Source organism: Sinomonas halotolerans (genome assembly GCF_039615075.1).
In the GTDB taxonomy this organism is placed as follows: Bacteria; Actinomycetota; Actinomycetes; order Actinomycetales; family Micrococcaceae; genus Sinomonas; species Sinomonas halotolerans.
Genome location: NZ_JBDFRB010000001.1, coordinates 526,668 through 553,341, shown reverse-complemented (window position 1 = coordinate 553,341; position 26,674 = coordinate 526,668). Strand labels below are relative to the sequence as shown.

The 26,674-nt window shown below is 68.4% G+C and carries 22 protein-coding genes and 1 pseudogene; 11 read left to right on the top strand and 12 right to left on the bottom strand.

Annotated elements, in window-relative coordinates:
- Window positions 1–24: 24 nt before the first annotated feature.
- Both ABCQ75_RS02495 and ABCQ75_RS02490 read right to left on the bottom strand, forming a co-directional pair.
- Window positions 25–426, bottom strand: coding sequence for a transposase (locus ABCQ75_RS02495; protein ID WP_345885401.1), 402 nt, complete (start codon window positions 424–426; stop codon window positions 25–27).
- Window positions 371–1,852: pseudogene (locus tag ABCQ75_RS02490) on the bottom strand (alpha-amylase family glycosyl hydrolase); the annotation flags it as partial. The gene ABCQ75_RS02495 and the pseudogene ABCQ75_RS02490, both read right to left, overlap by 56 nt.
- Before the next feature lie 242 nt (window positions 1,853–2,094).
- Here ABCQ75_RS02490 and ABCQ75_RS02485 point away from each other — a divergent pair.
- The 4 genes from ABCQ75_RS02485 to ABCQ75_RS02470 all read left to right on the top strand — a co-directional run bounded on the left by ABCQ75_RS02485 (window position 2,095) and on the right by ABCQ75_RS02470 (window position 7,932).
- Complete coding sequence (locus ABCQ75_RS02485) at window positions 2,095–3,384, top strand: sugar ABC transporter substrate-binding protein (protein WP_345882900.1); 1,290 nt, start codon at window positions 2,095–2,097, stop codon at window positions 3,382–3,384.
- Window positions 3,385–3,575: 191 nt separating this feature from the next.
- A complete protein-coding gene (locus ABCQ75_RS02480; protein WP_345882899.1) occupies window positions 3,576–5,204 on the top strand; it encodes an ABC transporter permease subunit in 1,629 nt (542 codons plus the stop codon).
- Window positions 5,201–6,079, top strand: a complete 879-nt coding sequence (locus ABCQ75_RS02475; RefSeq protein ID WP_345882898.1) for a sugar ABC transporter permease — start codon at window positions 5,201–5,203, stop codon at window positions 6,077–6,079. Before ABCQ75_RS02480 ends, ABCQ75_RS02475 begins: the two co-directional genes overlap by 4 nt.
- A complete protein-coding gene (locus ABCQ75_RS02470; RefSeq protein WP_345882897.1) occupies window positions 6,076–7,932 on the top strand; it encodes an alpha-amylase family glycosyl hydrolase in 1,857 nt (618 codons plus the stop codon). The genes ABCQ75_RS02475 and ABCQ75_RS02470 overlap by 4 nt, the downstream gene beginning before the upstream one ends.
- 80 nt (window positions 7,933–8,012) lie before the next feature.
- Here the strand turns inward: ABCQ75_RS02470 and ABCQ75_RS02465 are convergent, their stop codons facing one another.
- The 4 genes from ABCQ75_RS02465 to ABCQ75_RS02450 all read right to left on the bottom strand — a co-directional run bounded on the left by ABCQ75_RS02465 (window position 8,013) and on the right by ABCQ75_RS02450 (window position 13,172).
- Window positions 8,013–9,437: a DUF4032 domain-containing protein gene (locus ABCQ75_RS02465; protein WP_345882896.1), complete on the bottom strand. Its 1,425-nt coding sequence runs from the start codon at window positions 9,435–9,437 to the stop codon at window positions 8,013–8,015.
- A gap of 112 nt (window positions 9,438–9,549) precedes the next feature.
- Window positions 9,550–10,632, bottom strand: coding sequence for an ABC transporter ATP-binding protein (locus ABCQ75_RS02460; RefSeq protein ID WP_345882895.1), 1,083 nt, complete (start codon window positions 10,630–10,632; stop codon window positions 9,550–9,552).
- Between the two features lie 228 nt (window positions 10,633–10,860).
- Window positions 10,861–11,670, bottom strand: coding sequence for a trehalose-phosphatase (otsB, locus tag ABCQ75_RS02455; protein WP_345882894.1), 810 nt, complete (start codon window positions 11,668–11,670; stop codon window positions 10,861–10,863).
- Entirely contained in the window at window positions 11,667–13,172 is a 1,506-nt protein-coding gene (locus ABCQ75_RS02450; protein WP_345882893.1) for an alpha,alpha-trehalose-phosphate synthase (UDP-forming), read from the bottom strand. Before ABCQ75_RS02450 ends, otsB begins: the two co-directional genes overlap by 4 nt.
- A 240-nt stretch (window positions 13,173–13,412) precedes the next feature.
- Between ABCQ75_RS02450 and ABCQ75_RS02445 the strand changes: the two genes are divergently transcribed.
- The gene (locus ABCQ75_RS02445; protein ID WP_345882892.1) at window positions 13,413–14,315 is read left to right on the top strand and encodes a DsbA family protein; all 903 of its coding nucleotides are present in this window, start codon (window positions 13,413–13,415) and stop codon (window positions 14,313–14,315) included.
- Here ABCQ75_RS02445 and ABCQ75_RS02440 read toward each other — a convergent pair.
- Window positions 14,312–14,635: a hypothetical protein gene (locus tag ABCQ75_RS02440; protein WP_345882891.1), complete on the bottom strand. Its 324-nt coding sequence runs from the start codon at window positions 14,633–14,635 to the stop codon at window positions 14,312–14,314. The genes ABCQ75_RS02445 and ABCQ75_RS02440 overlap by 4 nt on opposite strands.
- 939 nt (window positions 14,636–15,574) lie before the next feature.
- On the opposite strand from ABCQ75_RS02440, the gene ABCQ75_RS02435 reads away from it, so the two are divergent.
- Window positions 15,575–16,687 carry a GmrSD restriction endonuclease domain-containing protein gene (locus ABCQ75_RS02435; protein ID WP_345882890.1) on the top strand — a complete coding sequence of 371 codons (1,113 nt, stop codon included), beginning with the start codon at window positions 15,575–15,577 and terminating at the stop codon, window positions 16,685–16,687.
- A gap of 143 nt (window positions 16,688–16,830) precedes the next feature.
- Here the strand turns inward: ABCQ75_RS02435 and ABCQ75_RS16195 are convergent, their stop codons facing one another.
- Window positions 16,831–17,007 carry a zinc ribbon domain-containing protein gene (locus ABCQ75_RS16195; protein WP_427916020.1) on the bottom strand — a complete coding sequence of 59 codons (177 nt, stop codon included), beginning with the start codon at window positions 17,005–17,007 and terminating at the stop codon, window positions 16,831–16,833.
- Between the two features lie 555 nt (window positions 17,008–17,562).
- Window positions 17,563–18,081: an IS200/IS605 family transposase gene (tnpA, locus tag ABCQ75_RS02430; RefSeq protein WP_345882889.1), complete on the bottom strand. Its 519-nt coding sequence runs from the start codon at window positions 18,079–18,081 to the stop codon at window positions 17,563–17,565.
- Window positions 18,082–18,385: 304 nt separating this feature from the next.
- Between tnpA and ABCQ75_RS02425 the strand changes: the two genes are divergently transcribed.
- From ABCQ75_RS02425 to ABCQ75_RS02405, 5 genes are read left to right on the top strand one after another with little or no spacing between them, the layout of a single operon-like run.
- Window positions 18,386–19,453 (top strand): DNA adenine methylase, encoded by a 1,068-nt coding sequence (locus ABCQ75_RS02425; protein WP_345882888.1) that lies wholly within the window; start codon window positions 18,386–18,388, stop codon window positions 19,451–19,453.
- Window positions 19,450–21,588 (top strand): hypothetical protein, encoded by a 2,139-nt coding sequence (locus ABCQ75_RS02420; RefSeq protein ID WP_345882887.1) that lies wholly within the window; start codon window positions 19,450–19,452, stop codon window positions 21,586–21,588. Before ABCQ75_RS02425 ends, ABCQ75_RS02420 begins: the two co-directional genes overlap by 4 nt.
- Entirely contained in the window at window positions 21,566–22,189 is a 624-nt protein-coding gene (locus tag ABCQ75_RS02415; RefSeq protein ID WP_345882886.1) for a hypothetical protein, read from the top strand. The genes ABCQ75_RS02420 and ABCQ75_RS02415 overlap by 23 nt, the downstream gene beginning before the upstream one ends.
- The gene (locus tag ABCQ75_RS02410) at window positions 22,179–23,291 is read left to right on the top strand and encodes an AAA family ATPase (RefSeq protein ID WP_345882885.1); all 1,113 of its coding nucleotides are present in this window, start codon (window positions 22,179–22,181) and stop codon (window positions 23,289–23,291) included. Before ABCQ75_RS02415 ends, ABCQ75_RS02410 begins: the two co-directional genes overlap by 11 nt.
- On the top strand, window positions 23,288–24,565 hold the full coding sequence (locus ABCQ75_RS02405; protein ID WP_345882884.1) for a 5-methylcytosine restriction system specificity protein McrC: 1,278 nt from the start codon (window positions 23,288–23,290) through the stop codon (window positions 24,563–24,565). The genes ABCQ75_RS02410 and ABCQ75_RS02405 overlap by 4 nt, the downstream gene beginning before the upstream one ends.
- Before the next feature lie 226 nt (window positions 24,566–24,791).
- Here the strand turns inward: ABCQ75_RS02405 and ABCQ75_RS02400 are convergent, their stop codons facing one another.
- Genes ABCQ75_RS02400 through ABCQ75_RS02390 form a run of 3 tightly spaced genes read right to left on the bottom strand, consistent with a single transcriptional unit; the run spans window position 24,792 to window position 26,627 of the window.
- Window positions 24,792–25,265: a hypothetical protein gene (locus tag ABCQ75_RS02400; protein WP_345882883.1), complete on the bottom strand. Its 474-nt coding sequence runs from the start codon at window positions 25,263–25,265 to the stop codon at window positions 24,792–24,794.
- A 21-nt stretch (window positions 25,266–25,286) separates the two neighbouring features.
- Entirely contained in the window at window positions 25,287–25,508 is a 222-nt protein-coding gene (locus ABCQ75_RS02395; RefSeq protein WP_345882882.1) for a hypothetical protein, read from the bottom strand.
- A 42-nt stretch (window positions 25,509–25,550) separates the two neighbouring features.
- A complete protein-coding gene (locus ABCQ75_RS02390) occupies window positions 25,551–26,627 on the bottom strand; it encodes a site-specific DNA-methyltransferase (RefSeq protein WP_345882881.1) in 1,077 nt (358 codons plus the stop codon).
- Window positions 26,628–26,674 lie beyond the last annotated feature (47 nt).

Below are 26,674 nucleotides of genomic sequence, written 5' to 3'. Positions count from 1 at the left end.
ATCTGACACGTAGATAGTGGTGGGTTAGGACGCTGCGGCGAGAGTGACGGTGTACCCCATTGCTTCGAGTTGGTGGATGGCGCGGTTCTTGGCGCGGTTCGGATTGAGCCGGATGAAGTGTTCGGCTCCGAGCTCTTGGTAGAGGGTACCGGTGTTGCCCATATGCCAGATCGCGGTGAGGATCGAGCGCTGGGTGGCGACGTTGGCGCGTTGGGGGCCACGTCGGGAGGCTATTCGCCGGTAGCGGGCTCCGAGGAAGGTGTCCGGGTTCCTGCCGCAGACCATGGCGGCTGAGCCCAGGGCACCTTGGAGGTGGGGGTTTCCGGGGCGGGTGCGGCTGGACTTGACCCTTCCGGCGGACTCGTTCTGGCCGGGCGCGGTCCCGGCCCAGGAGGCGAGATGGTCGGGGGTGGGGAAGCGGCTCATCGCCGCCGGTGCGGAAGAAGCTCGGATCCTGACGGAAGCCGTGGTCCATGAGGGTGTGGTCGGGCAGGCCGAGTTCCTCGCCCTGGTACAGGTAGACGCCGCCGGGGAGGGCGAGCATCGCGAGCGAGGCGGCACGGGCGCGCGCGAGGCCGAGGGCCTCGTCTGGCTGGGCGTCGCCGGGGCCGATGCCGTCTCCCGGGCGGTCGCCCTCCGCGGCGCCGAAGCGGGTGGCATGGCGGACGACGTCATGGTTGGACAGGACCCACGTCGTGGGGGCGCCGACCGCGTCGAACGACTCGAGGGAGAGGGTGATGACGGAGCGGAGCCGTTCGGCATCCCACGGGGTTCCGAGGTAGGCGAAGTTGAAGGCCTGGTGCATCTCATCGGGGCGCACCCACTGGGCGACCCGGGCCACAGGATCGACGCACGCCTCGGCACACAGGATGCGGTCGCCGTCGTACTCGTCGAGGATGCGGCGCCAGGACCGGTAGATGTCGTGGACGGCATCCTGCCCGAACATCGGGGCGTCCGTGTTGGGGAAGCCGGGGGTGCTCCCGCCGTCGGCCCGACCGCCCCAGTCCGGCAGGCCGGGCGCCTTGACGAGCGCGTGGGCCACATCCACCCTGAAGCCGCCCACTCCGCGGTCCAGCCAGAACCGCAGGATCCGCTCGAACTCGGCCACCACGGCCGGGCTGTCCCAGTTGAAGTCCGGCTGCGAGGCATCGAACAGGTGCAGGTACCACTGGCCGGGGCGGCCCTGTGCGTCCGTGGTCCTGGTCCACGCGGGGCCGCCGAAATGGGACTGCCAGTTGTTCGGCGGCAGCCCGCCGTCAGGGCCCCCGCCGTCGCGGAAGAAGAACAGGTCCCGCTCGGGGCTGCCGGCCGGCGCTTCCAGGGCCGCCTTGAAGAGCGCGTGCTCGTTGGAGCAGTGGTTCGGCACCAGGTCCACGATGACCCTGATGCCCAGCTCGTCGGCACGGGTGACGAGCGCGTCGAAGTCCGCGAGGGATCCGAAGATCGGATCCACGTCGCAGTAGTCGCTCACGTCATAGCCGCCGTCCCGCTGCGGGGAGCGGAAGAACGGGGAGAGCCAGACTGCGTCCACGCCAAGAGAGCCGAGGTGGTGGAGCTCAGCCGTGATGCCCGCCAGGTCCCCGATCCCGTCCCCGTTCAGGTCCCGGAAGGAGCGCGGGTAGATCTGGTAGATCACCGAGGAGCGCCACCAGCGGCCATCGGGGTCAGCGGGGTGCACGAGGTCGGCGGTGCGCGCGAGCCCGTCGCGGCGGCCGGGCAGGGAGGCGAACTCCGTGCTGTTGGGGTCCGTCCGGTCGAGGTCCGTGTGGCCGGGCTCTGCGCGGTCGAGGCTCGCTGAAGGGGCCGAGTCGATGGCGGCGGACAGGGAGGGCGCGTCAGGTGCTGAGGGCATGCGCCACATCGTAGGCAGGCTGGCCCGGATTATGGAAGCGCTTCCAAGCAAATTAACGGGGATCGGTCTCCGGGAAGTCAGTGCTGGACAATCCAATCTGGAACCGCTTACAGTTGTGGCCTACATCACTCAGGCTCTCGTTCCATGGTGCCTGCGGGGCGGTCTCGCTCCGCCGAGTGAGTGCACGGCAGGGCGCCCAAGCGCCCCGCCGGATCCCCCGAAGTGTCCAGAAAGGTACACCCATGAAGGTGACTTCCCTCAGTGCCGCCGTGCCCAGCCGCCGGGCGTTCGCCGTCGGCGCCCTGTCCACGGCAGCCGCCCTCCTGCTGAGCGCCTGCTCGGGAGCGGCCAGCAGCGCCCCCTCGTCCTCGGCGCCCGCGAACCTGGCAGAGGCCGGCGCGTCCACGATCACCCTCTGGGTGGACACGCCCCGCGTGGCGGTGCTCAAGGACGTGGCCGCCAAGTTCCAGGCGGACACCGGCATCACGGTCAAGCTCGTGGGCAAGGACACCGTTCGCGAGGACTTCATCACCGCGGTCCCCACGGGCAAGGGCCCGGACCTGATCGTCGGTGCGCACGACTGGCTCGGCCAGCTCGTCCAGAACGGCGTCGTGGCACCCCTCGAGCTCGGCGACAAGGCGGCGCTCTTCGAGGACTCGGCCGTCACCGCGATGACGTACGAGGGCGCGGTCTACGGCGTCCCGTTCGCGATCGAGAACATCGGGCTCGTGCGCAACACCGCCCTCGCGCCCGAGGCCGCGACGACGTTCGACGACGTCATCGCCACCGGCAAGAAGGCTGTCGCCGACGGCAAGGCCTCCTACCCGTTCCTGGTCGGGCTCGACCCGAAGCAGGGCGACCCGTACCACCTCTACCCGCTCCAGACCTCGCTCGGTGCCCCCGTCTTCGGCACGGGCGCTGACGGCGGCTACGACGCTGGCAAGCTCGAGCTCGGGACGCCCGGCGGAATCGAGTTCGCCAAGAAGCTCAAGCAGTGGGGTGACAAGGGGGAGAAGGTCTTCAACTCCAACATCACCGGGGACATCGCCAAGGAGAAGTTCATCAAGGGCGAGTCGCCCTACTTCCTCACCGGTCCGTGGAACATCCCGGACATCCAGAAGGCCGGGATCAAGCTCGCAGTGGACCCGCTCCCGACCGTCGGAGACAAGCCGGCCCAGCCGTTCATCGGCGTCAACGGGTTCTTCATCAGCTCGAAGAGCGCGAACGCTCTCGCGGCCACGGAGTTCGCGGTCAACTACCTGAGCACCGAAGAGGTCCAGGACGCACTCTTCAAGGCAGGCGGCCGCCCGCCGGCGCTCAAGGCCTCGTTCGAGAAGGCCTCCTCGGATCCTGTGGTGAAGGCCTTCGGCGAGATCGGTGCGAACGGCGTTCCGATGCCTGCCCTGCCCGAGATGGACGCCGTCTGGGCCGACTGGGGCGGGACCGAGCTGGCCCTCATCAAGGGCCAGGGAGACCCTGAGGCTGCGTGGAAGGCCATGGTCGCCAACGTCGAGAAGAAGATCGCCCAGTAGGGCAGGCCGCCCAGCAGGAATCCGCCTTCCGACCAGACCCGGCAAGAGCCCCGTGGGGGGGGGGGGGGGGGCGCCCCCCCCCCCCCCCCCCCCCCACCCCCCCCCCCCCCCCCCCCGCGGGGGGGGGGGGGCCGCCGCCCCCCCCCCCCCCCCCCCCCCCCCACGGACCGACCGAAAGCAACCAGAGCCCCATGAATGCACTCGACGCCAGAACGGTTCCAGCACCGCCCACACACAGCGCCGACGGCCCCAAGGCCCCGCGGCGTCCCGCGAAGCGGGGCCCGGAGGGGCTCGGCGGCATCCTCGCCAAGATCCTGCTCCTCGGCCTCGTGGACGCGTTCGCCGTGTCCGTGATGATCGTCCTGTTCCTGGACGAGTCGTGGACCGTCCTCGCGGTCACGGCAGCGGTGACCGTGCTCATCAACTGGATCTACCTGCGCCGGGGCGGGCTCCCTGCCAAGTACCTGGCGCCCGGCGTGTTCTTCCTCGCCGTGTTCCAGGTGTTCGTGGTCGCCTTCACGGGGTACATCGCGTTCACCAACTACGGCGACGGCCACAACAGCACCAAAGAGGACGCGATCGCCGCGATCCAGCTCAAGGCCCAGGAGCGCGTGCCCGACTCGCCCTCGTACCGCGTGGCGGTCCTCGAGCGGGGCGGCGAGCTCTCGCTCCTGCTCACCGACCCCGAGGGCAAGGCCTACCGGGGCGACGGCGAGCAGCCCCTCACCGAGGTCCCCGAGCCCGCCCGCGACGCGACCGGCAAGGCCGTGGGCCTCGACGGCTACACGACCCTCAAGCTCCCCCAGATCCTCGCCCAGCAGGACGCCGTCCTCGGCATGGCCGTCCCCGTCTCCGAGGACCCGGGCGACGGCACGCTGCGCACCGCCGACGGCAGCAGCGCGTACATCTTCCAGCCCACCATGGACTACGACCCGGCAACGGACACCTTCACCGACCGCGAGACGGGACAGGCCTACCGCGACGGCGGCCAGGGCAACTTCGTGGACACCCAGGGCAAGCCGATCGACCCGGGCTGGAAAATCGACGTGGGGCTGGCCAACTTCGCCAAGGCCTTCACGGACGAGCAGCTGCGCGGCCCCCTCCTGCAGGTGGCGCTCTGGACCATCGCGTTCGCCCTCGCCTCGGTCGTGACCACGTTCGCGCTCGGCCTGTTCCTGGCCATCACCTTCAACCGGCAGGACCTCCGCGGCAGGCGCGTGTACCGGATCCTCATGATCCTGCCGTACGCGTTCCCCGTCTTCCTCTCCGGGCTCGTGTGGTCCGGCCTGATGAATCCCGAGTTCGGCTTCATCAACCAGGTCCTCCTCGGCGGCACGCAGATCCCGTGGCTCACCGACCCGTGGGTGGCCAAGTTCAGCGTGCTCCTGGTCAACCTCTGGCTGGGCTTCCCCTACATGTTCCTGGTCTGCACCGGCGCCCTCCAGTCGCTCCCGGAGGAGCTCGACGAGGCCGCGCGCATGGACGGCGCGAGCGCGTGGCGGACCTTCCGCTCGATCAAGCTGCCCCTGCTGCTCGTCTCGGTGGCCCCGCTGCTGATCTCCACGTTCGCGTTCAACTTCAACAACTTCAACGTGATCTACATGCTCACCGGGGGCGGTCCCCGCTTCCCGGACACGACCATGAACCTCGGCGCGACCGACCTGCTGATCACCATGGTCTACAAGGTGGCCTTCGGCGGCGGAGCCGGCCGGGACTACGGCCTCGCGAGCGCCCTCGCGATCCTGATCTTCATCATCGTCGCGGTCATCTCGGCCGTCAGCTTCAAGCAGACCAAGTCCCTGGAAGAAGTGAACTCATGAGCACCCGCACCGCAGGAACCCGCTTCTCCGCCTGGGCCCAGGACAAGGGCTGGCGCCATCTTGTGGGAATCGCCATGGCCGTCTTCGCCCTGTTCCCTCTCCTCTATGTCCTCTCCGCCGCTCTGAACTCCACCGGAACCCTGGCCGGGAGCAACCAGCTGTTCGGCAGGCTCGACGCCGGCAACTTCGCCGAGCTCTTCGCCGACCCGACGAGGCCGTTCGGCCGCTGGTTCGTCAACACGCTCTTCATCGGCGTGCTGACCTCCGTGGCGAGCGTGTTCCTCGGCGCCCTCGCCGCCTATGCGTTCTCCCGTATGCGGTTCGCCGGCCGCCGGCTGGGGCTCCTGAGCCTCATGCTCGTCCAGCTCTTCCCGCAGCTTCTCGCCATCGTGGCGATCTTCCTGCTCCTGAGCGGGATCTCCGACGTGGTCCCGTGGCTCGGGCTGGGCAGCCAGCTCGGCCTCATCATGGTCTACCTCGGCGGCGCGCTCGGGGTGAACACGTACCTCATGTACGGCTTCTTCAACACCGTGCCGAAGTCCCTCGACGAGGCGGCCCGGCTCGACGGCGCTAGCCACGTGCAGATCTTCTTCGGGATCATCCTGCGGCTCGTCACGCCGATCCTGGCCGTGGTGGGCCTCCTGTCCTTCATCGGCATCAGCAGCGACTTCATCATCGCCTCCGTGGTGCTCAACGACCCGGACTCGCAGACCCTCGCCGTGGGCCTGTACTCCTTCGTGGCCACGCAGCGCTCGGAGAACTGGGGCGTCTTCGCCGCCGGCTCGGTGCTCGCCGCGCTCCCGGTCATGGCACTGTTCCTGTTCCTCCAGCGCTACATCGTCTCAGGCCTCGCCGCGGGCTCGGTGAAGGGGTGATCGAGCCCCACCACGACGGCTCGCCCCTGTGCGTGCCGGGCGGCCGGCCCCGCCTCGGGGACGAGGCCCGGGTGAGGCTGCGCGTGCCGGTGCGCGACGGCGTCGTGCGCGTGTGGGCCCGGCACCTCGAGGACGCCGAGCCCCGGTACGCCCCCGCGCGCCTGCTCGGTGAGGCGGGCGGCGCGGCGTGGTGGGAGGCGCGCATCCCGGTGCGCTCGCCGCTCACCCTGTACCGCTTCCTCCTCGAGTCCGCGCACGACGCCGGCCCCCGCCACACGTGGGTCAGCGCGGCCGGGGCGTCGCGCACCGACGTCCCGGACGCCTCGGACTTCCGCCTCACCACGGCCGGCGGTCCGGCGTGGGCGACCGGGGCGACCATGTACCAGGTGTTCCCCGACCGGTTCGCCCGGTCGGCCGCCGCGGAGGCGCGCCCTGTGCCCGAGTGGGCGCTCCCCGCAGCGTGGGACGAACCGGTGGTCCCGCACGGGCCGGAGGCAGCACGCCAGTTCTACGGGGGAGACCTGGACGGGATCCGGGAGCGGATCGGCCACCTCGTGGACCTCGGCGTCAAGGTCCTCTACCTCACCCCGTTCTTCCCGGCCGGTTCCAACCACCGCTACGACGCGCAGAGCTTCCGCCGCGTGGACCCGCTCCTGGGCGGCGACGCGGCGCTCATCCGCCTGACCGAGGCGTGCCACGCCCACGGCATCCGGGTGATCGGGGACCTCACCACGAACCACTCCGGCGACACGCACGAGTGGTTCCGCGCCGCGCTCGCGGACCCGCACGCGGACGAGCGCGGCTACTACTACCTGCGCGCGGACGGGAGCTACGAGAGCTGGTGGGGCGTGCCGAGCCTGCCCAAGCTCGACTGGGCCTCCGCCGAGCTGCGCCGCGAGTTCGTCGAGGGCCCGCACTCCGTGGTGGCGCACTGGCTGCGGCCCCCCTTCAACCTGGACGGGTGGCGGATCGACGTGGGCAACATGACCGGCCGGCTCGGCGGGACGGACTGGAACCACGAGGTCGCCTCGCTCGTGCGCCGCACCGCCCTCGAAGCCCGTCCGGACGCGCTCCTCGTCGCCGAGTCCACGGCGGACGGCGCCCGCGACTTCCAGGGCGACACCTACCACGGCGCCATGAGCTACCCCGGATTCACCCGGCCGCTCTGGGCGTGGCTGGCCAGCGGATCTGGTCTGGCCGGCGGCAGGCGCGTGAACTTCTTCGGCACGCCCCTCGACGGGCCGCCGCGCGTGCCGGCTGAGGACCTGCTCGCCGAGCACCGCGCGTTCTCCGCCGCCTACCCCTGGGACGTGCGGCTCCACAGCCTCACCGCGATCGACACCCACGACACCGCCCGCGCCGCGACCGCCATGGTCCCCGGCGGGCAGGAGGTGGCCGCCGTCCTCGCCTTCACGTTCACGGGCATGCCCCTCGTGTTCGCCGGCGACGAGTTCGGCCTCGAGGGCGTCAACGGCGAGGACGCGCGCACGCCGCTGCCGTGGGACCGCGCCGTGCCACGGGACCTGCGGCCCCTCTACCGCGGCCTCGGGGCACAGCGGAACGCGGAGGAGGCGCTGCGGACGGGCTCGCTGCGCTGGCTCTGGGCCGAGGGGGACTCCCTCGCCTACGTGCGCGAGCTGCCCGACCGGACCGTGCTCGTGGTCGCCGCCCGCGGTGCCTGCGCGGCGTCGCTCCCGGCGGGCCTCGTGCCGGAGGGATGGGAGGGCGCTGCGCCGGCGCTCGCCGTCGGACCGCTCACGCTCCGCAGGGCGCACGACGGCGGCACCCACCTGGGCGCCGAGGGCCCGGCCGCCGCGGTGTGGCTCCTGCCCGGTCCCGCGCTGCCCTTCTAGAAGCTGCCCTTCTGGAAGCTGCCCTTCTGGAAGCTGGCCCTTCTGGAGCCGCACTCCTGGGAAGCGGCGCCCCGGCGCCGTCAGCCGGCCTCGTCGTCCTCCGCCATTTCGTCTGCCGCTGCTTCCTCTGCCGCTTCCTCGGCCGCGCGGGCCTCGTCCGCCTCGATGACCTTGAGCAGCTGCGTGTCCGGGTTGAGCATGATCGCGGCCTCGTCGCGGCGGTGGCGGAGCACGTCGTCGATGTACGACTGGACTGTCTCGGCCAGCGGCACGTGGCGTTCGAGCTGCTCGGACATGTACCAGCGGTGCTCGAGGACCTGGTGCACCACCTCGGCGGGCTCCAGCTTGCCCGAGAGCTCCCGCGGGATCGACTTCACGATCGGCTCGAACACCTGGCTCACCCACGCGTGCGCACTGATCTCCTCGTCCTGGCCGGGATAGTTGTCCGCGCGGAACGTGTCCATGTCGTTCAGGAGGCGGCGGGCCTGGTTCTCCTGGGCGTCCAGCCCGGTGAGGCGCAGGAGGCGGCGCTGGTGGTGGCCGGCGTCGACCACCTTGGGCTGGAGCTCGATCGTGGAGCCGTCCGGCGTCGTCTTGATCGCGTACTCCTCCACATCGAAGCCGAGCTCGTTGAGGCGGCGGATGCGGGCACCGACTCGCCACCGCTCGCCGAGCTCGAACGACTCCTGCGCCATGAGCTCCGCCCACAGGTTGCGGTACGAGTCCATGATCCGCTCGCTCGTCGCGACCGGGTCCACTTCCTCGTCGATCAGCCCGCCCTCGAGCAGGTCCATGAGCTCTCCGGCGATGTTGACGCGTGCGATCTCGAGGTCGTACTCGCGCTGGCCGGTCGAGAGGTCGGGGTAGAGCTCGCCCGTCTCGGCGTCGACCAGGTAGGCGGCGAACGCGCCGGCGTCGCGGCGGAAGAGGGTGTTCGAGAGCGAGACGTCTCCCCAGTAGAAGCCCACGAGGTGCAGCCGGACGAGCAGCAGGGCCTGGGCGTCGATGAGCCGCGTGAGCGTGTCCTTGCGCAGCATCTGCGAGAACAGCGCGCGGTAGGGGAGGGAGAACTTCAGGTGCCGGGTCACAAGGACCGGGTCGAGAGGGGTGCCGTCCGGGGCCTGCCGGTCGCGGATCACGGCCACGGGCTCCACGCACGGGACATCGAGCCGCTGGAGCTTGCGGAGCATGTGGTACTCGTGCCGGGCCACGTGCTCGCCCGTCTCCTTGACGGCGATGACCGAGCCGCCGAGCTTCGCGAACCGCACGATGTGCCGCGAGATGCCGCGGGGGAGGGTGGCGAGGTACTCCTCGGGCCAGTCCTCGAGGCGGATGTGCCACGGGAGGTCGAGCAGCTCGGGGTCCGCCGCCGCGGCCGTGATGCTCAGCGAGCCCATCACGGGGGCGGCCGCCGGTTCGGGCAGGGGATCGCGCCGCGGGAGCTTGCCCAGCTGGCTGTAGTCAGTGGGCTCGTCCTGCCAGGTGGCGTTGCTCGGCTCGCTCATAGGTCCCATTCTTCCCCTCTTCTTCCCGTTCTCCGCCGGATGGCCTCTGACGGCTTACACGCCTGTGCCCGCCGGGGCGGACCCGACGGGCACAGGCGTGGGGAGAGCGGTCTCAGTCGCCGAGGCGCAGGCCGGTCTTCGTGTCGAACAGGTGCACGTGGCCCTGCTGGGGGCGGACCCAGATCTTCTCGCCCTTCATTGGGGGGCGGCGGCCATCGACGCGTGCCACGATGTCGTGGTCCTCGCCGTTGAGCGTGGTGTGGCCGTAGACGTAGGCGTCGGCGCCGAGCTCCTCGATCACGTCCACCTCCACCTCGAGGCCCTCGCCCTGGGGCGCGGTCTCAAGGTCCTCGGGGCGGACGCCGACCGTGACCGTGCTTCCGTGGGCCTCGGAGAGGACCTCGCGGGAGACCGGGTACACGGCGTCGCCGAACTTCACGCCGCCGTCCGCCTCCGGGAGCTCGAGCAGGTTCATCGCCGGGGAGCCGATGAAGCCGGCCACGAAGACGTTCTGCGGGCGGTCGTAGAGGTTGCGCGGGGTGTCGACCTGCTGGAGGAGGCCGTCCTTGAGGACCGCGACGCGGTCGCCCATCGTCATGGCCTCGACCTGGTCGTGCGTGACGTACACGGTCGTGACGCCGAGGCGGCGGGTCAGGGACGCGATCTGCGTGCGGGTCTGGACGCGGAGCTTGGCGTCCAGGTTCGAGAGCGGCTCGTCCATGAGGAACACCTGCGGGTTGCGCACGATGGCGCGGCCCATGGCGACGCGCTGGCGCTGGCCGCCGGAGAGCGCCTTCGGCTTGCGGTCCAGGTACTGCTCGAGGTCGAGGAGCTTGGCCGCCTCGCGGACGCGCTCGGCGCGCTCCTCCTTCGAGACGCCGGCGATCTTGAGGGCGAAGCCCATGTTGTCCGCGACCGTCATGTGCGGGTACAGCGCGTAGTTCTGGAAGACCATCGCGATGTCGCGGTCCTTCGGCGGGACGTCCGTGACGTCGCGGTCGCCGATAAGGATGCGGCCCGAGTTGACGTCCTCGAGGCCAGCGAGCATGCGCAGGGAGGTCGACTTGCCACAGCCGGACGGGCCGACCAGGACGAGGAACTCGCCGTCTGCGATCTCGATGTTGAGCTTGTCGACGGCGGGCTTGTCCGTTCCCGGGTACAGGCGCGTCGCATTGTCGAAAGTAACTGTAGCCACAGTCGTTTTCCCTTCACCGGCAGGTACGTGCCGGACGATCCGTAGTGAATGGTTCGTGTTGTTCAGTTGTGTGCGGAACAGCGGCCGCTCCGGGCCGTCGATCCTGACGCCGCCCATTGTGGCACACACGTTCCGGCGGGGGCAGCGCCCTCGCTCACACCCGAGAGTATGGCACACGTCACATGCGGAGGTAAAAGTGACCTGCGTAACATTCAGGCGCGAGTGCCCTCAGGCTTGGTCCTGCGGCCTCCGGGCCGTCAGGTCGGCGCGCAGGCGGGCGAGCAGCTCCACCGTCTGGGCCATCGCGGCGGGGTCGGTGACGCGGAATTCGGCGGCCGTCTCGCCCTCGCCCACCTTGACGCCCACGTCGCCCGCCTCAAGGGCGCGGAACGCGTCCTCGTCCGTGACGTCGTCGCCCGCGAAGAAGACTGCGTCCGCCTCGGCGACCTGCCGCAGGAAGGCGATGCCCTCGCCCTTGGTCGCGTGGACCACCGAGCACTCGAGGACCTGCTTGCCCTCCTTGATGAACACGCCCGCGTGCGCTGCGAGCTGCCGGCGGGCCTCCGCGACCGCGGCGGCGGCCGTCTCGGGCGCGGCCTCGCGGGTGTGGAGGACGCGCCCTGCAGGCTTCTCCTCGACCCACGTCCCCTCTGCCTGCGACGAGACCTCCGCGAGCACGCGGTGCAGCGTGGCGAGCGCCGCCTCCTGCTCGGGGTCCAGGACCACTGGATGCTCCTCGCCGCCCAGCCGGACCTCCGCGCCATGGCTGCCCACGAGGAGCGTGCGCGGATCCGGCGAGGCGACCTTGACGAGGCTCGCGAGCGAGCGGCCCGAGACGAACGCCGTGAGGGTGTCCGGGAGGCCCGCGAGGCGCGCGACGGCGTCGGCCGTCTCCGGGGTGGGGCGGGCGTCTTCGGCGCGGGTGACGATCGGCGCCACCACGCCGTCGAAGTCCAGGGCGACGAGGAGGCGCCCGACGCCGGCGAGGCGTCTGAGCGCGGCCTCGAGGGAAGCGTCGGGGGAGGCGGAGTGGCTCACTGGGAGACCTCCTTGAGGCGCGCGAGGAACAGCGACGACCACTCCTCGACGTTGTGGACCAGGATCTGCCGGCGCATCGCCTTCATCCGCCGGCCGGCCACACCGGCTGGGAGCCGGATGGCGGCCGTGATCGCGTCCTTGAGCCCTGCGATGTCATGCGGGTTGACCAGGAGCGCCTGCTTGAGCTGGTCCGCCGCGCCCGTGAACTCGCTGAGGATGAGCGCTCCGGTGCCGTCCCGGCGGGCGGCCACGTACTCCTTCGCGACGAGGTTCATGCCGTCCCTCAGGGCCGTGACGAGCATGACGTCCGCCGCGAGGTAGAGGGCCACCATCTCCTCGACCGGGTACGAATGGTGCAGGTAGCGGACGGCGGTGTGCTGCATCGTGTCGAAGGTTCCGTTGATGCGCCCCACCGTGCCCTCCACCTCCTCGCGCAGGAGGCGGTACTGCTCCACCCGCTCGCGGCTCGGGCTCGCGACCTGGATGAGGGTGACCTCGCCGACCTTGACCCGGCCGTCCGTGAGGAGCTCCTCGTACGCCTTGAGCCGGTGGCCGATCCCCTTGGTGTAGTCCAGCCTGTCGACGCCCAGCATGATGGTCTGCGGGTCGCCGAGGTCCGAGCGGATCTGGCGGGCCCGCTCGACGATGTCCGGGCGGGCAGCGAGCTCCGAGATGCGCTGCGTGTCGATCGAGATGGGGAACGCCTCGGCGCGCACCTCGCGGTGCCCGGCACGGCGGCCGCCGCGCGTGCCTGCACGGGGAGAGTGCCCGGCGTCGTCCGTCGCATCCCGCACCACGAGGTGCGTGCCCTTGCCGGTGGCCCCGGCGAAGCGGCGGGCCGCGCGCGCGAAGTTCGTCGCGTCGTTGGGGCGCTGGAAGCCGAGGAGGTCCGCGCCGAGGAGGCCCTCGAGGACCTGGCGGCGCCAGGGGAGCTGGGCGAAGATCTCCTGCGGCGGGAACGGGATGTGGTTGAAGAAGCCGATGACGAGGTCAGGCCGGGCCGCGCGGAGCATCGCCGGGACGAGCTGGAGCTGGTAGTCCTGCACCCAGACCGTGGCGCCCTCGGCCGCAGCAGAGGCCACGGCGTCCGCGAAGCGCTGGTTCACCTTCCGGTACGCGTCCCACCACGCTCGGTGGAACTCCGGCGGGGCGATCACGTCATGGTAGAGCGGCCACAGGGTCGCGTTGGAGAAGCCCTCGTAGTACAGCTCCAGGTCTGCCGAGCTCAGCGGGACCGGGACCAGGGCCATGCCGCCGTGCTCGAACGGCTCCAGCTCCTCGTCCGGTGCACCGTGCCAGCCGACCCACGCGCCGTCCGACTTCTCCATGACCGGTGCGAGGGCCGTGACGAGCCCGCCGGGCGAGCGCCGCCATCCGGCGTCGCCCCCGCCCGTCCGGTCGACGGGCAGGCGGTTGGAGACCACGAGGAAGTCGTAGGTGCCGGCGCTGCCGGACGCCTGGTCCTGGTCCTCGAGCGGTCTGTTGACGGTCTTCTGGCTCACTATCAGCCCCCTGGACTTTGTCCTATGACTTTCCCCTACCCTATCCGGGCCGCCCTGAGCGGCATGTCACAGAGGGCCGCGGAACCCTGCGCCGGGCCCGAGCGTTGCGCGGGAGAGGACAGCAAGCCGAAGGCCCGTGTCCTCCAGCCTGGAGAGGCGTCCGCCAGTGCTGGAATACACTGGGCCGCAGCCCGCCCACGTGCGCGCCCCGTGCGTGCCGCGAACCGATCACGAGGAACGATGAGCCCCTCCAACCAGCCACGACAGACCAAGGCCGAGCGCACCGCCGCCGCGCGCGAGAAGGCCCGCATCATCCGCGAGGAGCAGGCCAAGAAGGAGAAGCGCAACAAGCTGCTCCTGCGCTGGGGCGTCGTCGCGGCGCTCATCGCCGTCGTCGCGATCGTGGCCCTCGTGGTGACGAGCTCCATCCGCCAGAACGCACCCATCGCGGACTCCGGTCCCCGCGCGGCGAACATGAACGAGTTCGGCGGGGTGACGCTGGGCAAGGGGACAGAGGTGGCGGCCGTGCCGGCGTCCACCGTCGACATCGCCAAGATCCCGGAGCGTACCGCGCAGCCCACGCCGGGCCAGGCGGCTGAGGCCCCGGGCGTCGAGCCGTCCGCGAAGGGCGAGCCGGTGAAGGTGGTCCTCTACATCGACTTCATCTGCCCGGCCTGCAAGCAGTTCGAGGACACGTATGGCCGGAAGCTCACGCAGCTGCGCGACGCGGGGGCCATCACCCTCGAGTACCGGCCCCTCGGGTTCCTGGACCGCCAGTCCACCACCAACTACTCCTCGCGGGCCGCCAACGCCGCGGCCTGCGTGGTGAACTCCACGCCGGAGAAGTACGCGGCATTCTTCGACGCGCTCTTCGCGCAGCAGCCCGCCGAGGGCGGCGCCGGCCTCTCCGACGACAAGCTCAAGGAGATCGCCAAGGGACTCGGCGCCGACATCGACCAGTGCGTCGAGGACAAGACCTACCGGCCCATGGTCAAGTACGACACCCAGCTCGCCGCCGCCTCCGGCGTGACCGGCACGCCCACGGCCATCGTGGAGGGCAAGCAGTGGGGCATCGGCGAGTCCGCGAAGCAGGGCTTCGACGCCTTCGTCGACGCGGCGATCGCGGCCAAGAAGAAGGCCTAGGCTTCCAGAGCTCCAACGCACGACGCCGGCCCGGTCCCCTTCAGGGGGCCGGGCCGGTCTGCGCTATGGGGAGGAGGCGGGCGGTTGAGCCCGAGCCCGAGCAGCGCTGCCAAGCCGCCGAGAAGGGAGCCGAGCGTGGCCCCGCGAGCATAGAGGAAACAGTTCGACGCCAGCGCTGCAATCCCCAGGGCCAGAGAAGCCCATCCGAGCCGAGCAGGGCTGAGCAGCAGCAGGACGCCGGGCACCCAGACCAGGAGTGAATCGACGAGCAACGCGAACAGGATCGATGGCCAGTCGACGGTCTCAGGCGGGGTCTTCATGTCGCGATTTGTTCCACGGGGTACCCGCTCGCGAGGAAGACATCTTCTCGGTGGAGCCCCCTGCCGGATTCGAACCGGCGACCCTCTGTTTGCGTTGCCCCGTTCCCACCCGGACCCGTGGCGGCCCACAACGCCTCTCTGACCTGCGGAAACAGGAAGCGGATGCCGCTAAGCCTACCCGTGCGTTCCCGCGGATTCCCGGATTCTATGGGAGTAAACATGGGAGCGCGCAGTGGGCCGGGCCGCGCAGTGGAGAGGCACCCGAGGCTCGTGTACGAAGGATGGCGCGGGCCGCCGTGGTGCAATGGGTAGGGGACCCTTTCCAGCGGAGAGAGGTGGAGGCGATCATTCACCCCAAGATGCCCACAGAGGGCGATTTTGCTGCCGGGCATCCCCGTCGCTGCGGAGGCGACCAGCCTCGACGCGGCAGTCAGTGAGTTCGTCGCAGCCTTGCGCGAGTACGCCGAAGACTGGACCAACCACCTCTCACCATCGAGAGAACTGGCGCGTAGTCCGGCTCGTCGAGCTCTCCAGTGACGAACAGCTGAGTTCGTGGGTATCCGGAACTGTCGGCTGAGCCGGTCCAAGGTGCGGCCGTCCAACGTCCTCCCACCCCGGGATTGGGGCGAACAGGTCAGCGGACGAGGACCTTGATGCGCATGCGTGCAGAGGTCGAGCAGCGGGCCCAGTCCGGGGCTGCGAGCAGAGCAGCATTCACTCCGTCGGTCTGGGCGGTAATTGAGAGGCGCGCGTCCTCGGCCTAATCGGCAGGCCGTCGCCCAGAAAATTTCACGCCGTCGGCTCGTCACGGGGACCGCAAATGTCGGCGCCGGTGCCTAGAATTTTTGACAGCCGTCCACAATTGGTTCAGACGGTCGCCCCCGGCCAGCAAGACGCGGGTCCTCGGGCTACAAGTTTTCGCATGGGGGACAAGAGAATATGAGCTTCAGCGAGCTGCCAGCGGGCGGCCGTAACCAGCCGGGCAGGCTCGGGAGGACGGCCTGGATCATGGGCGGCACTGTGGCTGCCTTGACTGGGCTGGCCTTGACGGGCTGCTCCGGCGGCCCGTCGGCGGGCGCCACAGCTGAATCCGCCTCCGGGCCGGCCAGCGCCGCTGCCGACCCGTACCCGACCCGCACGGCATCCCAGTTGCCGTCGCCGACGGACACGGCCACGCCGACCCGCACCCTGGCTCCGAGTGCGGCGGCGGCCGGCGCGACGACCACCACGGCCAAGGCCGCCAAGTCGGGCACCGCCCTGGCCCTGCTGGCCACCCTGCCGGTGAAGGGCCGGGCCCCCAAGACCGGGTACGACCGCGCCAACTTCGGCCAGGCCTGGGCGGACACCGACCGCAACGGCTGCGACACCCGCAACGACATCCTCCGCCGCGACCTCACCCGGGAGGCCCTCAAGCCCGGCACCAACGGCTGCGTCGTGCTCACCGGCACCCTCGCCGACCCGTACACGGCCACCACGATCGCGTTCGTGCGCGGGGCCGGGACGAGCTCGGCCGTGCAGGTCGACCACGTCGTGGCCCTCTCCGACGCCTGGCAGAAGGGCGCCCAGCAGCTGAGCCTGGCCCAGCGGACCGCGTTCGCCAACGACCCGCGCAACCTGCAGGCCACGGACGGGCCGACCAACCAGCGCAAGGGCGACGGCGACGCGGCGACCTGGCTGCCGCCGAACCGGGGGTACCGGTGCGAGTACGTGGCCCGGCAGATCACCGTCAAGGCCGCCTACCGGCTGTGGGTGACCCAGGCCGAGCACGACGCCATGGCCCGCGTCCTGTCCTCCTGCCCGGACCAGGGCGCGGCCGTCGTGACCCCGGTCCCGGCCCAGGAGAAGCCGGCCCCGGCTCCCGCCCAGCCCGCACCGGCGCCGGCCCAGCCTGCCCCTGTGGCCCCGGCCCCTGTCCCGGCGCCCGCTCCGGCGGGGGCGTACTACCCCAACTGCTCGGCCGCCCGCGCCGCAGGCGCCGCGCCCCTGTACGCCGGCCAGCCCGGCTACCGTACCGGCCTGGACCGCGACCGCGACGGCGTCGCCTGCGAATAGGCCGCACAGTCCCGGGGCCGCCGTCGGGGCCCTGCCGCACACGTGACGTTCTCCGCCGACTGAGGTCGGCGGCTCCGCGGGCTTCCGCCTAGGGGGCGGTGGCCTGCTTGGCCTGTCCGGCCCGGAGAATGTTGTGTGCCGCGTTAGTGTCGGCGTCGCCGGCCCAGCCGCACTGGGGGGCTGGTGCACTGGTAGTGCTTGCCCTTGCGGGCGGTGGGTCCGATGTTGCCGCAGGTGTGGCACATCTGAATCGTGTGCCGGGGGTTCACCTTGGCCCTCTGGCGCCCGGCGCATTCTGCCTTGGCGTCGATGATCGAGATGAAGGTCCCCCATGCGGAGTTGAGGATGTTACGGGTGAGCCCGGCCTGGGCCGCGGCCCGGTTTGGCAGCCGGTTCCCTGGCTGATTGGGTCAGGCACGGGTGCCGGGGTGCGGATCATGTTGGCGATGCGGAGGTCTTCGACAGCGCTGAGGTGGCTGTCGACGAGTGCCCTGGCGGTCTTGTGGAAGGTAGTCCAGCCGGACGCGGGCGGTCTTGTTGTGCAGGGCCCTGACTCGGTCCAGGTGGGCCAGGTGTCGAAGCGGTGCGCCGATCGGAAGCGGGGGGAGCCGGGGGCCTGTCCTGCTCTGACCCGGCGGAAGAAGGCGTCGAAGGACTGTTCAGCCGGCGCAGGGTCTGCTGCCGGGACGTAAAGGACCAGCGGCCCTGCCCGTCCGGGTCGTCCTGGCGGATCTAGGCGGGTGCGGGAGCGGTGGGCGTAGGCGTCGCGGCGCTCCTGCAGAGCGGCGTTGTACAGGCGCAGTGGTCGGCGAGCATGGCCGAGAGCGCCACTGCTTGCTTGGCAGTGGGTTTGGCTTGGAACTTGAAGGTTCGCCTCACCGCAGGGCCTCGCTGGCCTGCTCGGCAGGGCGCAGCTGGGAGTCCTTGCGCCAGGGCCGCTCCCACTGAGTGTCGATGTAGCGCTGGACGGTCCCTGCCGACACGGCCCCGACTGTGGTGACGTAGAACGACGGGGACCACAGGGTAGGGAGGCGGCGTTTCAGGGTGGAGAGTTCCTCGCGCAGCGCGCGGGATGTGTGGCCCCTGAGCTGCTGGGCCACGTACGCGGGGGAGTCCGCCGGAGTGGTGCGCATGGAGGCGTACACGTGATCAGGCGTCACCTGCAGGGACACGGACGACCACCCGCGCTCGTCCGCCTTCTGACGCAGAAGCCGCTCCAGTAAGGAGACGATATCCACGACCAGTACGGCACGACCCCGTCGAGAAGGTCCTCGCCCTGGGCCTGCACCTGGAGGACGACGGCGAGATCGACCTGTTAGGGTCGGCGGCGTCGCTCGGTTCGAGTGCACGGTCACCCGGGGGGACTTCTGCCGCGCCCTTGAGGATACGGTCATGCGCCGCCGCAGGCGCTCCGCTGACTACGCCTCCGCATTTTGGGCCGTCCTGGACTACTACCGCCTCGCCACCAAGCCTACCGGCGGCCTCCGGGCGCTTGGGCTGCCTCGGCTTAACGGATCCGGCTGGGACGAGGATCGGGCCGGTTCAGAGTCCACCGGGGCCATTGAGGGCGTTCACGCAAGGCATCATCGCGGGACTCGGGATGGTGATAAGGGCTGAAGCCCCTCAACGGATAGGCTGGAACCGGACGCTCAACGACCGGTTCGGGAGAGATGAGAGCTGTCAGGCTAGGAGGATCACATGGGAGTTCGCTACATAGGCAGCAAGGCAAGAGTAGCGGACGTCATCGTTGATCTCGCGGGAGACTGCACCTCTGGACGATTTGTCGATGCCTTCAGCGGAACAGGCTCGGTGGCGTCTGCTGCCTCAACTAGGGGGTGGAGCGTCATGGTTAATGATTCCCTGCCGTCCGCGGTCGCGATGAGCGTTGGCGCAGTCGTCCGGGCCGAGAACGTGCCTTTCGCTGCCCTCGGCGGATATCGAAACACCGTTGCCACCCTCAACGAGGTTCCCCCCCGACCAGGATTCGTCCATGCGCAGTACAGCCCCGCATCGCGATCGATCGGCGCAGTCGAGCGGCGCTACTTCACAGAAGCCAACGCCGCGCGGCTTGACGCAATACGCCGTCGGATTGGTGAGTGGTCCTCAGAAGGGGCGCTCACCTGGGTCGAGGAACAGCTATTGCTCGCTGACTTGATGCAAGCAGCTAATAGCGTCGCAAACATCTCCGGAACATATGGCTGCTTCCTCAAGGATTGGACCCCCCCAGCCTTGAAGGCGGTATCCGTCGTTCCGCGTCCTCTTTTGCCAGGGACTGCAGACTTTGAAGCCGTGGTCGGGGACGTCTTCGATCTCGCCACTACGCCAGCTGACACCGTGTACTACGACCCGCCCTATACGAAGCGGCAGTACAGCGCCTACTACCATCTCTTGGAGACGCTCCACGCTGGTGACACTCCAGAAGTAACTGGGGTTACCGGGCTCCGCCCTTGGCAGGAGAAGGCCTCCGACTTCTGCTACAAGATCCGTGCTCTAGACGCGCTCACCCGGCTCGTTATGAAGACGAAAGCTCGGCGCATCCTGCTGAGTTACAGCACCGAGGGCCACGTTGCGAAGGACCAGCTTATGGGAGCTCTGAGCGAGGTGGGCGATGTCACCTTGCACGAGATCGAAACGATCGGCCGGTACCGCCCGAACGCTCGGGCCTCGGCAGCTGGCGACACAGTCGACGAGTACGTCATCGAAATCAGCTCTGTAGACCCGCCCCTCGAGGTTCAGCTCGATGATTCCTTGGCAGCGTGCGTGTGAGGAGCGTCGAAGAGAGCCATCTAGGCTCCACACACGAATTGCTCGACCAAGCAGCACGGGAGGTATGTCCTTCTGCAGATCTGAATGACGCTCGTCTTACGGTTCTAGAGGCTGCTGCCTCAGCTGCGGGAGGGTGGGACCTCGAGGATTTCTGGGCGTCAAACCAGCATGTACGGCCCGAGGTTTTCAATGATCCTCGGCCTTGGGCCGAGAAGATCCTCGCGAGCATCGCCGATACCCCCCTTCCTACTCCGCTTGCACTTTCCGCTTTGAGCCGGGAGGTGGTTCCACAGGCCCAACAGCGAAAGACCGGTGCCTACTACACGGACTGGCGGCTCGCCGAACAGCTCGCTGCCCAGAGCGTTCCCATGGTTCACACAGATGGGCTTTGGATCGACGCCGCCTGTGGCTCTGGTGCACTCTTGACTGCGGCCGCGATGGCAGTTCCCGAGGGCACAGGGCGGGACCGCGTAATCCGAGACAATCTGACCGGTGCAGATCTGTCCGCGCGCGCTCTTCGTGGCGCGCTACTGTCCGTCGCGAGTCTGACTGCTGATCTGGCCTCCGTCTCCGGATTCGCAAGCCGGCTATTTCGGCACGACAGTCTTACCAGCCAAGACACATGGGAGAAGCTCGCCCCGACTGGCGCTGCTTTGGTTATCGGAAATCCCCCCTGGGAGAAGCTGAAGGTCACCCGCCACGAGCTGGCCATGGGGCGTGGCGAGCTCAGGCACTACGGCCAAGGGTACGAGGGCGAAATGGACCTCACCTCTCCGCGGGCAGAGCTGCTCTCTTACATCGGTCAAGTCGCTTCAGGCACCCGCCTGCAGGGGAAGGGAGAGCACGACCTCTACAAGCTCTTCCTTGAACTCGGAATGGTCCTTGCAGCGGAGAACGGGGTCCTCGCTCTCCTGCTCCCTGCCGGCCTCATCCGAGCGCAGGGGACCCAGACTCTTCGCCGGGAACTCGACCGAGCCGCTCAGGAGCTCTCCGTCTCAGTCATTGAGAATAGAGCGCGCCACTTTGCCATCGACTCTCGCTTCAAGTTCCTCGCTGTCGTCGCGCGGATTGGAACCGGGCCGCAGCTGCCGATCGCTCTCAAAGTTGCCGACAGGAAAGGCGTGCTGTCCTCCGAGCCCGTGCAGATCCCCAGAGACGACCTGCGAGCGGTCCGTGAAGACCTGTCCATCCCCGAGGTGAAATCAAGCGAAGAGTGGGAGCTTTTCGCGCGACTGGCCGGCGATTCCGTGACAGTAGGCGACCCCTCCGGGCCGTGGCAGCCTGTCTACCGGCGCGAAGTCGATATGACCCTTGAAAGGAAGAAATTCCTGCGCGCGCCCCACGCAGAGTCCGTCCCACTGCTAGAGGGCAGACATGTCGCGCAGTACCGCTGGCGAGCCAAGACATACAGGAGTGGGGAAGGCCGTGCCGCGATCTGGCGCCCCGAAGCCCTGGGACAGGCGACTCTCAAGACCCAGTGGTTTGTCCCCCTTCAATCTCTCCATCCCTGCTCTGGAGACCGCGTCGCGCGCAGTCGGATCGGTTTCTGCGATATCACTGGGCAGACCAACGAGCGGTCGCTGCTTGTCGCCCGAATCCCGGAGGGAGTCGTGTGCGGGAACAAGGTCCCCACACTGGCTTTCCACAGCGGAGGCCCCGATCGAGAAGACCTGTTTCTCGCATTGGCGAACTCGCTCGTTGTGGACTGGATGATGCGACGTCTCGTGACGACGACCGTCAATTTCTTCCTGCTGAACTCCCTCCCGCTACCGAAGATCAGTGAGAACTCAGAGGTAGGCCTCGAACTCATATCTCTTGCGCGCAGGCTTTCAGCTGCGGAAGGTGATTTCGCCGTCGACTTGTGGGAAGTCGGGCAGTGGCGCGCCCGCGCCGACGCTCTCGTCGCGTCAGCTTGGGGCTTGAGCCTACGCGACATGGAGACCGTCCTCCGCGATTTCCCTCTCATGGACCGTGGTCAGCCGGCCGTGGAAAAGGAGGCCCGATCGACTATCACAGCCGATTCGGTGCTCGCGCAGCTGGCGAACATCCAGAGGGTCGACCACCCTAGCCAACAACGCTTGAAGTATGGTCAAGCCAAGGGAGCCATCCCCTATGTACCTGCTGAGTTCGTCTAGAAGGAACCCGGAAACTGTGACAGCGGCTCAAACGCGCGTAACTCTTGTCGTCTACAAGGAGATTGTCGCCGGAGACATGCGCAAGCTCCTTGCCGAGTCAAATGACTCTAGGACCGGCGGCGGGGCTCGCGATCTTCGCCTCCCGGCTAAGGTCTTCGCCCACGTGATGGACCAGATTTTCACACGCGAGAATGTGGGACCGGGCGGCCAACCCATTCGCATTGCAGATGTGATCTACCTCGACGGTGACGGCGAACCTCAAACGACGCAGCTAGAGTATTGGCCTCCAACTCGTTCGAGGCCGTCAGAGAGCCGCATCGCCAGGATCCACGCCAGCCCGGCCCTAGGGGGCCACATGCCAGAGACTGACCGGGGACGAGTCTTCGTCTTCTTCACAAAGTTCAATGACGGCACAATCCGCTGTGACTACGCGTACGAGGACCAGCTGAGGAACGGTGAATGGGCCCACGAATTGAGTTCGGCGGTCCTGAGCTGTCTTGCGTCCGCCGATATGAAGAACGGGACTCGGCCCGCGAATATGGTCCCAGCTCAGGGGTACTACGACTTCGCAGCCGGAACAGGCTACTGCCATGCCGACTGAAGGCCAGATCGAGGCTGGCGCCGCAGCGGTATTGAAGGCTCTCGCAGCCAGGAAGAACGTCATCATCGTGGGGCCGCCGGGAACCGGAAAATCACGCCTTCTGAACCAAGTGCGAGAGCTCTTCAAATGGGACCAGTCCAAGACCGGCGCGTCGCCGACGGCCCGCATTCCCGTGCCTCCGGCCCACGGCCCGATTCCAGAATGGTTTCCGAGTCCCGACCAGATGTTGGACCGGAAGGTTTTCCAGACTGTCTTCGATCAGAACACCAAGTACCGAGATTTCATGCGCGGACTTGTACCTAAGGTTGGCCAGGCTGGCGTCTTCGAAGTGACTAGCGGTACCTTCTACCGCGCGGCTCGCCACGCTGAGCAGGCGGGCCATGCGGCGCTGGTCATCATCGATGAGATCAACCGTGGACCGGCCGTCGCTGCCTTCGGCAGCGCCCTAGTGGGGCTCGAGGCCGACAAGCGTCTACCGACCGATGGCAAGGCCACCGAGACGACTCAGGAATTCGAAATCCTCGGCGACGACGGGGGTCACCAGTCGTTCGCACTCCCCCACGACTTGTACACCCTTGCAGCAATGAACGAAGCAGACACCAGTGTTGAACCCCTCGACGTCGCCTTCCTCCGCCGATTTCACCTGCACCGGCTTGAACCGCAGCCCAGCATCCTCCGTAACCACCTCGGATTGGGCCCCGCCCCCATGGAGCTGGCTGAGTCACCCACGAGCGCCATCGACTACTACGAGGCTCTGGCGCAGGCATTTGCCAAGATCAACGAGCAGATCCTCCTCGGACGGGGACAGGCCTACCAGCTCGGCCACGGCGCCCTGATGCACGCAACCGCCCCCCAAACCGATCTAGCCGCTGCGCGGGAGTACGTCGTCGCATGTTGGGCCACGTTTCGGGGACACGTCGACGAGGTCTTCTTCGGCAACACGCGCGCCATCTCCGACGTTCTCCGTGCCGAGAACAGCAAGAGCCTGTACTCCCTTGAGGAAGCAATTTTCGCCGGACAGACCGTAGGACGCATCGTCGGACCTTCCCGGCCGCCAGCGGATGACCTGTACAGGCTTCTCGTACTCATCGCCACGGAGTGAGTGGAATCGAAAGGATCGTCCTTCAGGAGCTGGAGGATCGACCACACACGACGGCAGAGATCGCAGAGCTCTGCGATACTTCGAGCGATGACGTACTTCTGCAGCTCCGTCACCTGAACATCCGGATCAAGAGACTCCTCGGGTACAAGGAGGACCCAATCACCGTCTCCGCGACGGGTGCCTGGAAAGCAGATGGGATTGCCGGCTTGCTGCGCCTCAACGCCCAGATCGAGCTCGAGGTCGTCCCCAAGTTCCTCGATCCGTCGAGCAGCACCTGGCGTCTCGACTTCTTCCTCCTGGCGGTCTTGGTCAGGACGGGGCACCTTCTGGTGCAGGATGAGATCTCAGCTGGATCCCAGGACCGGGGTGACCTGGCTACGCTGATCGCCCGATCCCTCCTTACTCTCTGCGCAGAGAACCAACGCCGACCGATCCGGGGATACAAGCGCGTCCATGAGGCGGAGTATGCGGTCGATGGCGAGGTCGACTGGGAAAGCCTCGTCCTCCCCGACCCCGACGGCTTTCGGCTATCCCGGCTCGAACTGACACGGGAGAATCCGTACAACGCAACCCTTGCCGCTGCCGTACGCGTCCTTATCCCCGAAGTTGCTGACGGTGACACCCAAGCTCAGTTGAAGATGCTCGAAAGGGCGCTATTGCCCCAGCCGCCTCCCCCGTCCACCTTTCCCGCCCTTCCCCAGCGCCACAGCGCAATGCAACGGGCATACGATCTGGCTCGCCTCGTTGTGGAAGGCCTTGGCCTCGACCTCAACGGAGGAACATTCACCGGTCCTGGGTTCGTTCTGTCGACGTGGGCAGCATGGCAGTCTCTCTGTGAGGAACTGGTCCGACGGGCTCTCCCAGACCACCAGGTCGTGGGGCAGAAGCGCTGGATCCTCGGTTACCGAGGGACCGACCCGGTCTACACAACGCCAGACGTTTCACCGTTGCGAGGAGAAACCGCTGATTTTCTTCTCGATGCGAAGTACAAGACAAGAGCCGGGCGAAAGGCCAACATCAATTCGAGTGATCTATACGAGGCCTTGGCCTTCTTGCAGGCTTCGGAAACCAACCACATCGCGCTCTTGTACCCCTCGGTCCGTCCGGCAAAGGACCTTCCCCTCGGCACATGGACTGCGTTCGACAAGGTGACCGTGAATGGACGTGAAATCGAGGGCTACGAAGTTCAGATCCAAGGAATCTCACAGCGAGGGGGCTTCGAGAGGATTGTCGCCGGAGCCCGTCGCGTCCTTCCGCCGAAGGCCGTGATTTAGACGTGAACTTGACCCGCCCCTGAGAGGGTTTTGGTGGGGGAGACTGCATGAGAGATCTGGCTGTGCGGTGGAGAGTAGCGAAAAAGTGGCTCTTCGCGTTTCCGCGGAATGGTCCTGCTGGACTGAGTGTCAGGCCGCTGTCTGAGCGGCGTTCCTGAGCAGGATACGCGTCTTGTAGTTGTCTGCGTTGCGGAAGCCCCGGCCGGTTCTCTTGATGGGGGAGGTGTCACCACTGGACGGTGGAGGCCTGCCGCAGCCTCTCCACGATGGCCTCGTCGTCCAGGCGGTCGACCGGTCGGGCGCCGCCGAAGTACCCGCTGGGGGATACGAGCCACAGGACCAGGTCCTCGCCGTCCCAGCCGGCCTCCCGTGCAGCTGCGGCCAGATCCTGCACCACTGGCAGCACCCTCCCCCGCGCGCGGTCGAACTGGAACCCTGGGTAGAGGTACACGCCCCGCCGGCGCACGCCGACGATCCGACCGGCCCCACGCTGGTCAGCGGCGAACGATCTGCCCTTGCCCCTGGAGCCGATGAGCTCTGCCACTCCGGTGCTGGTCAGGAGCCCGAACTCGCCCTCGACAGAGGCCCAGACGTTCTCGGTGGCCATCAGGGCGCGGGCGAGCTGCGGGGAGGCGGTGCCCCTCTTCGATGCAGCCGCTGCATGCACGGAGCGGGGGACTGCGGGATGGGTCTCGGGCATACACGCCCCCTATGTCGTGGGTCAGGTGCTCCTGGGCCGGTGTCCGCCCAGTGCCTGGCGGTCGGCGACGGCCTTCTGCGCCCGGGCCAGAAGGGCGTTCGCGGCGCGGTCAGCCTGCTCCGCGGTCAGCGGGAGGTCAGGGCCGACGAGTGAGCCGCCGCCCAGGTCGATGTACAGGTCGGTGTAGGTGCGGCGTGACCGGCGCTGCCGGCGCGCCGTCTTCTGCTTGTTCTCGTTCCGCATTCCGACCTCCCTTCACGTGCCAGCCTACGGGAGCCTGAACGGTCAGGCGACGGCCGGGGCGGCTGCCGGCCCCTCCGTGGCGTACTCGGCGCCCAGGCGCGCCAGGCGCGGGGCGATGAAGCCGGCCGCGGTGTCCTGGCTGAGCTCGATCCCGGTCCAGGCCCGGCCGGTGCGCTCGGCGACGGCCAGGGTGGTGCCGGAGCCGGCGAACGGGTCCAGGACCAGGTCGCCGGGGTCGGTGGCGGCGAGGATGAACCGCTCGAGCAGGGCCTCGGGCTTGGGGGTGTCGAACCCGCGCCCGGGCCCGAAGGCCTCTTGCGACTCGGCGTGGGCGTCCTCGTTGGTGGGGGCCCCGTTGATGCGGAAGGACTGCAGGTTGGTCAGGACCTTCCCGCGGGACTCCTGGGACAGGTAGGACGGGCGCAGCAGCGGCTTGGGCGCGACGATCGAGCCCGTTGTGGCGGCCATCTTGTCCACGGCGGCCTGCTGGTACCGGAACGGCCCGGACATACGGAACGGGGCGGCGTTGGTGCCGTCGACGACGTCGACGGGGTCCAGGAGCTCGGAGGCGATGGTCGGGGTGTCCATCCGCCCGGCCGGGATGTGCCGGTCGGTGAACCCGAAGGCCACGGACCGGGCGGGGAAGGTCAGCACCGCGTCCTTGCTCGAGCCGTTGTGGAAGGGGATCCGCTTGCCGGCCTGGGTGGCCGAGTGCACGAGCGGGGCCATCCTGGCCCGGTCCTTGGCGTAGACGAGGATGTGGTCGGTGACGTCGGCCAGATGGGCGTGCAGGAAGGAGGCCCGGTTCTTCTTCTCCCAGATGATGGTCCCGACGTAGGACTGGTCGCCGAAGACGTCGTCGAGGATGCAGCGGGCCCGGTGGATGTGCCGGTCGTCCAGGTGCACCCACACGGACCCGTCGGGCCGGAGGGCCGTGTGCACGCCCTCGAGCGTGGCCCGGAGCATGGCGAGCCAGTCGGCCAGGGGGGACGAGTCGGAGTACTGGGCGAACGTCTTGCCGGTGTTGTACGGCGGGTCGAGGTAGGCCATGCGGGCGGTGCCTGCGTGGGACGGGTCAGCCAGGGCGGCGGCCGCGTCGCCGACGATGAGCCTGTTCACGGGAAGCCGACGCGCCGCGGTCGCAGGTTGCTGTTCAGACCCCACCC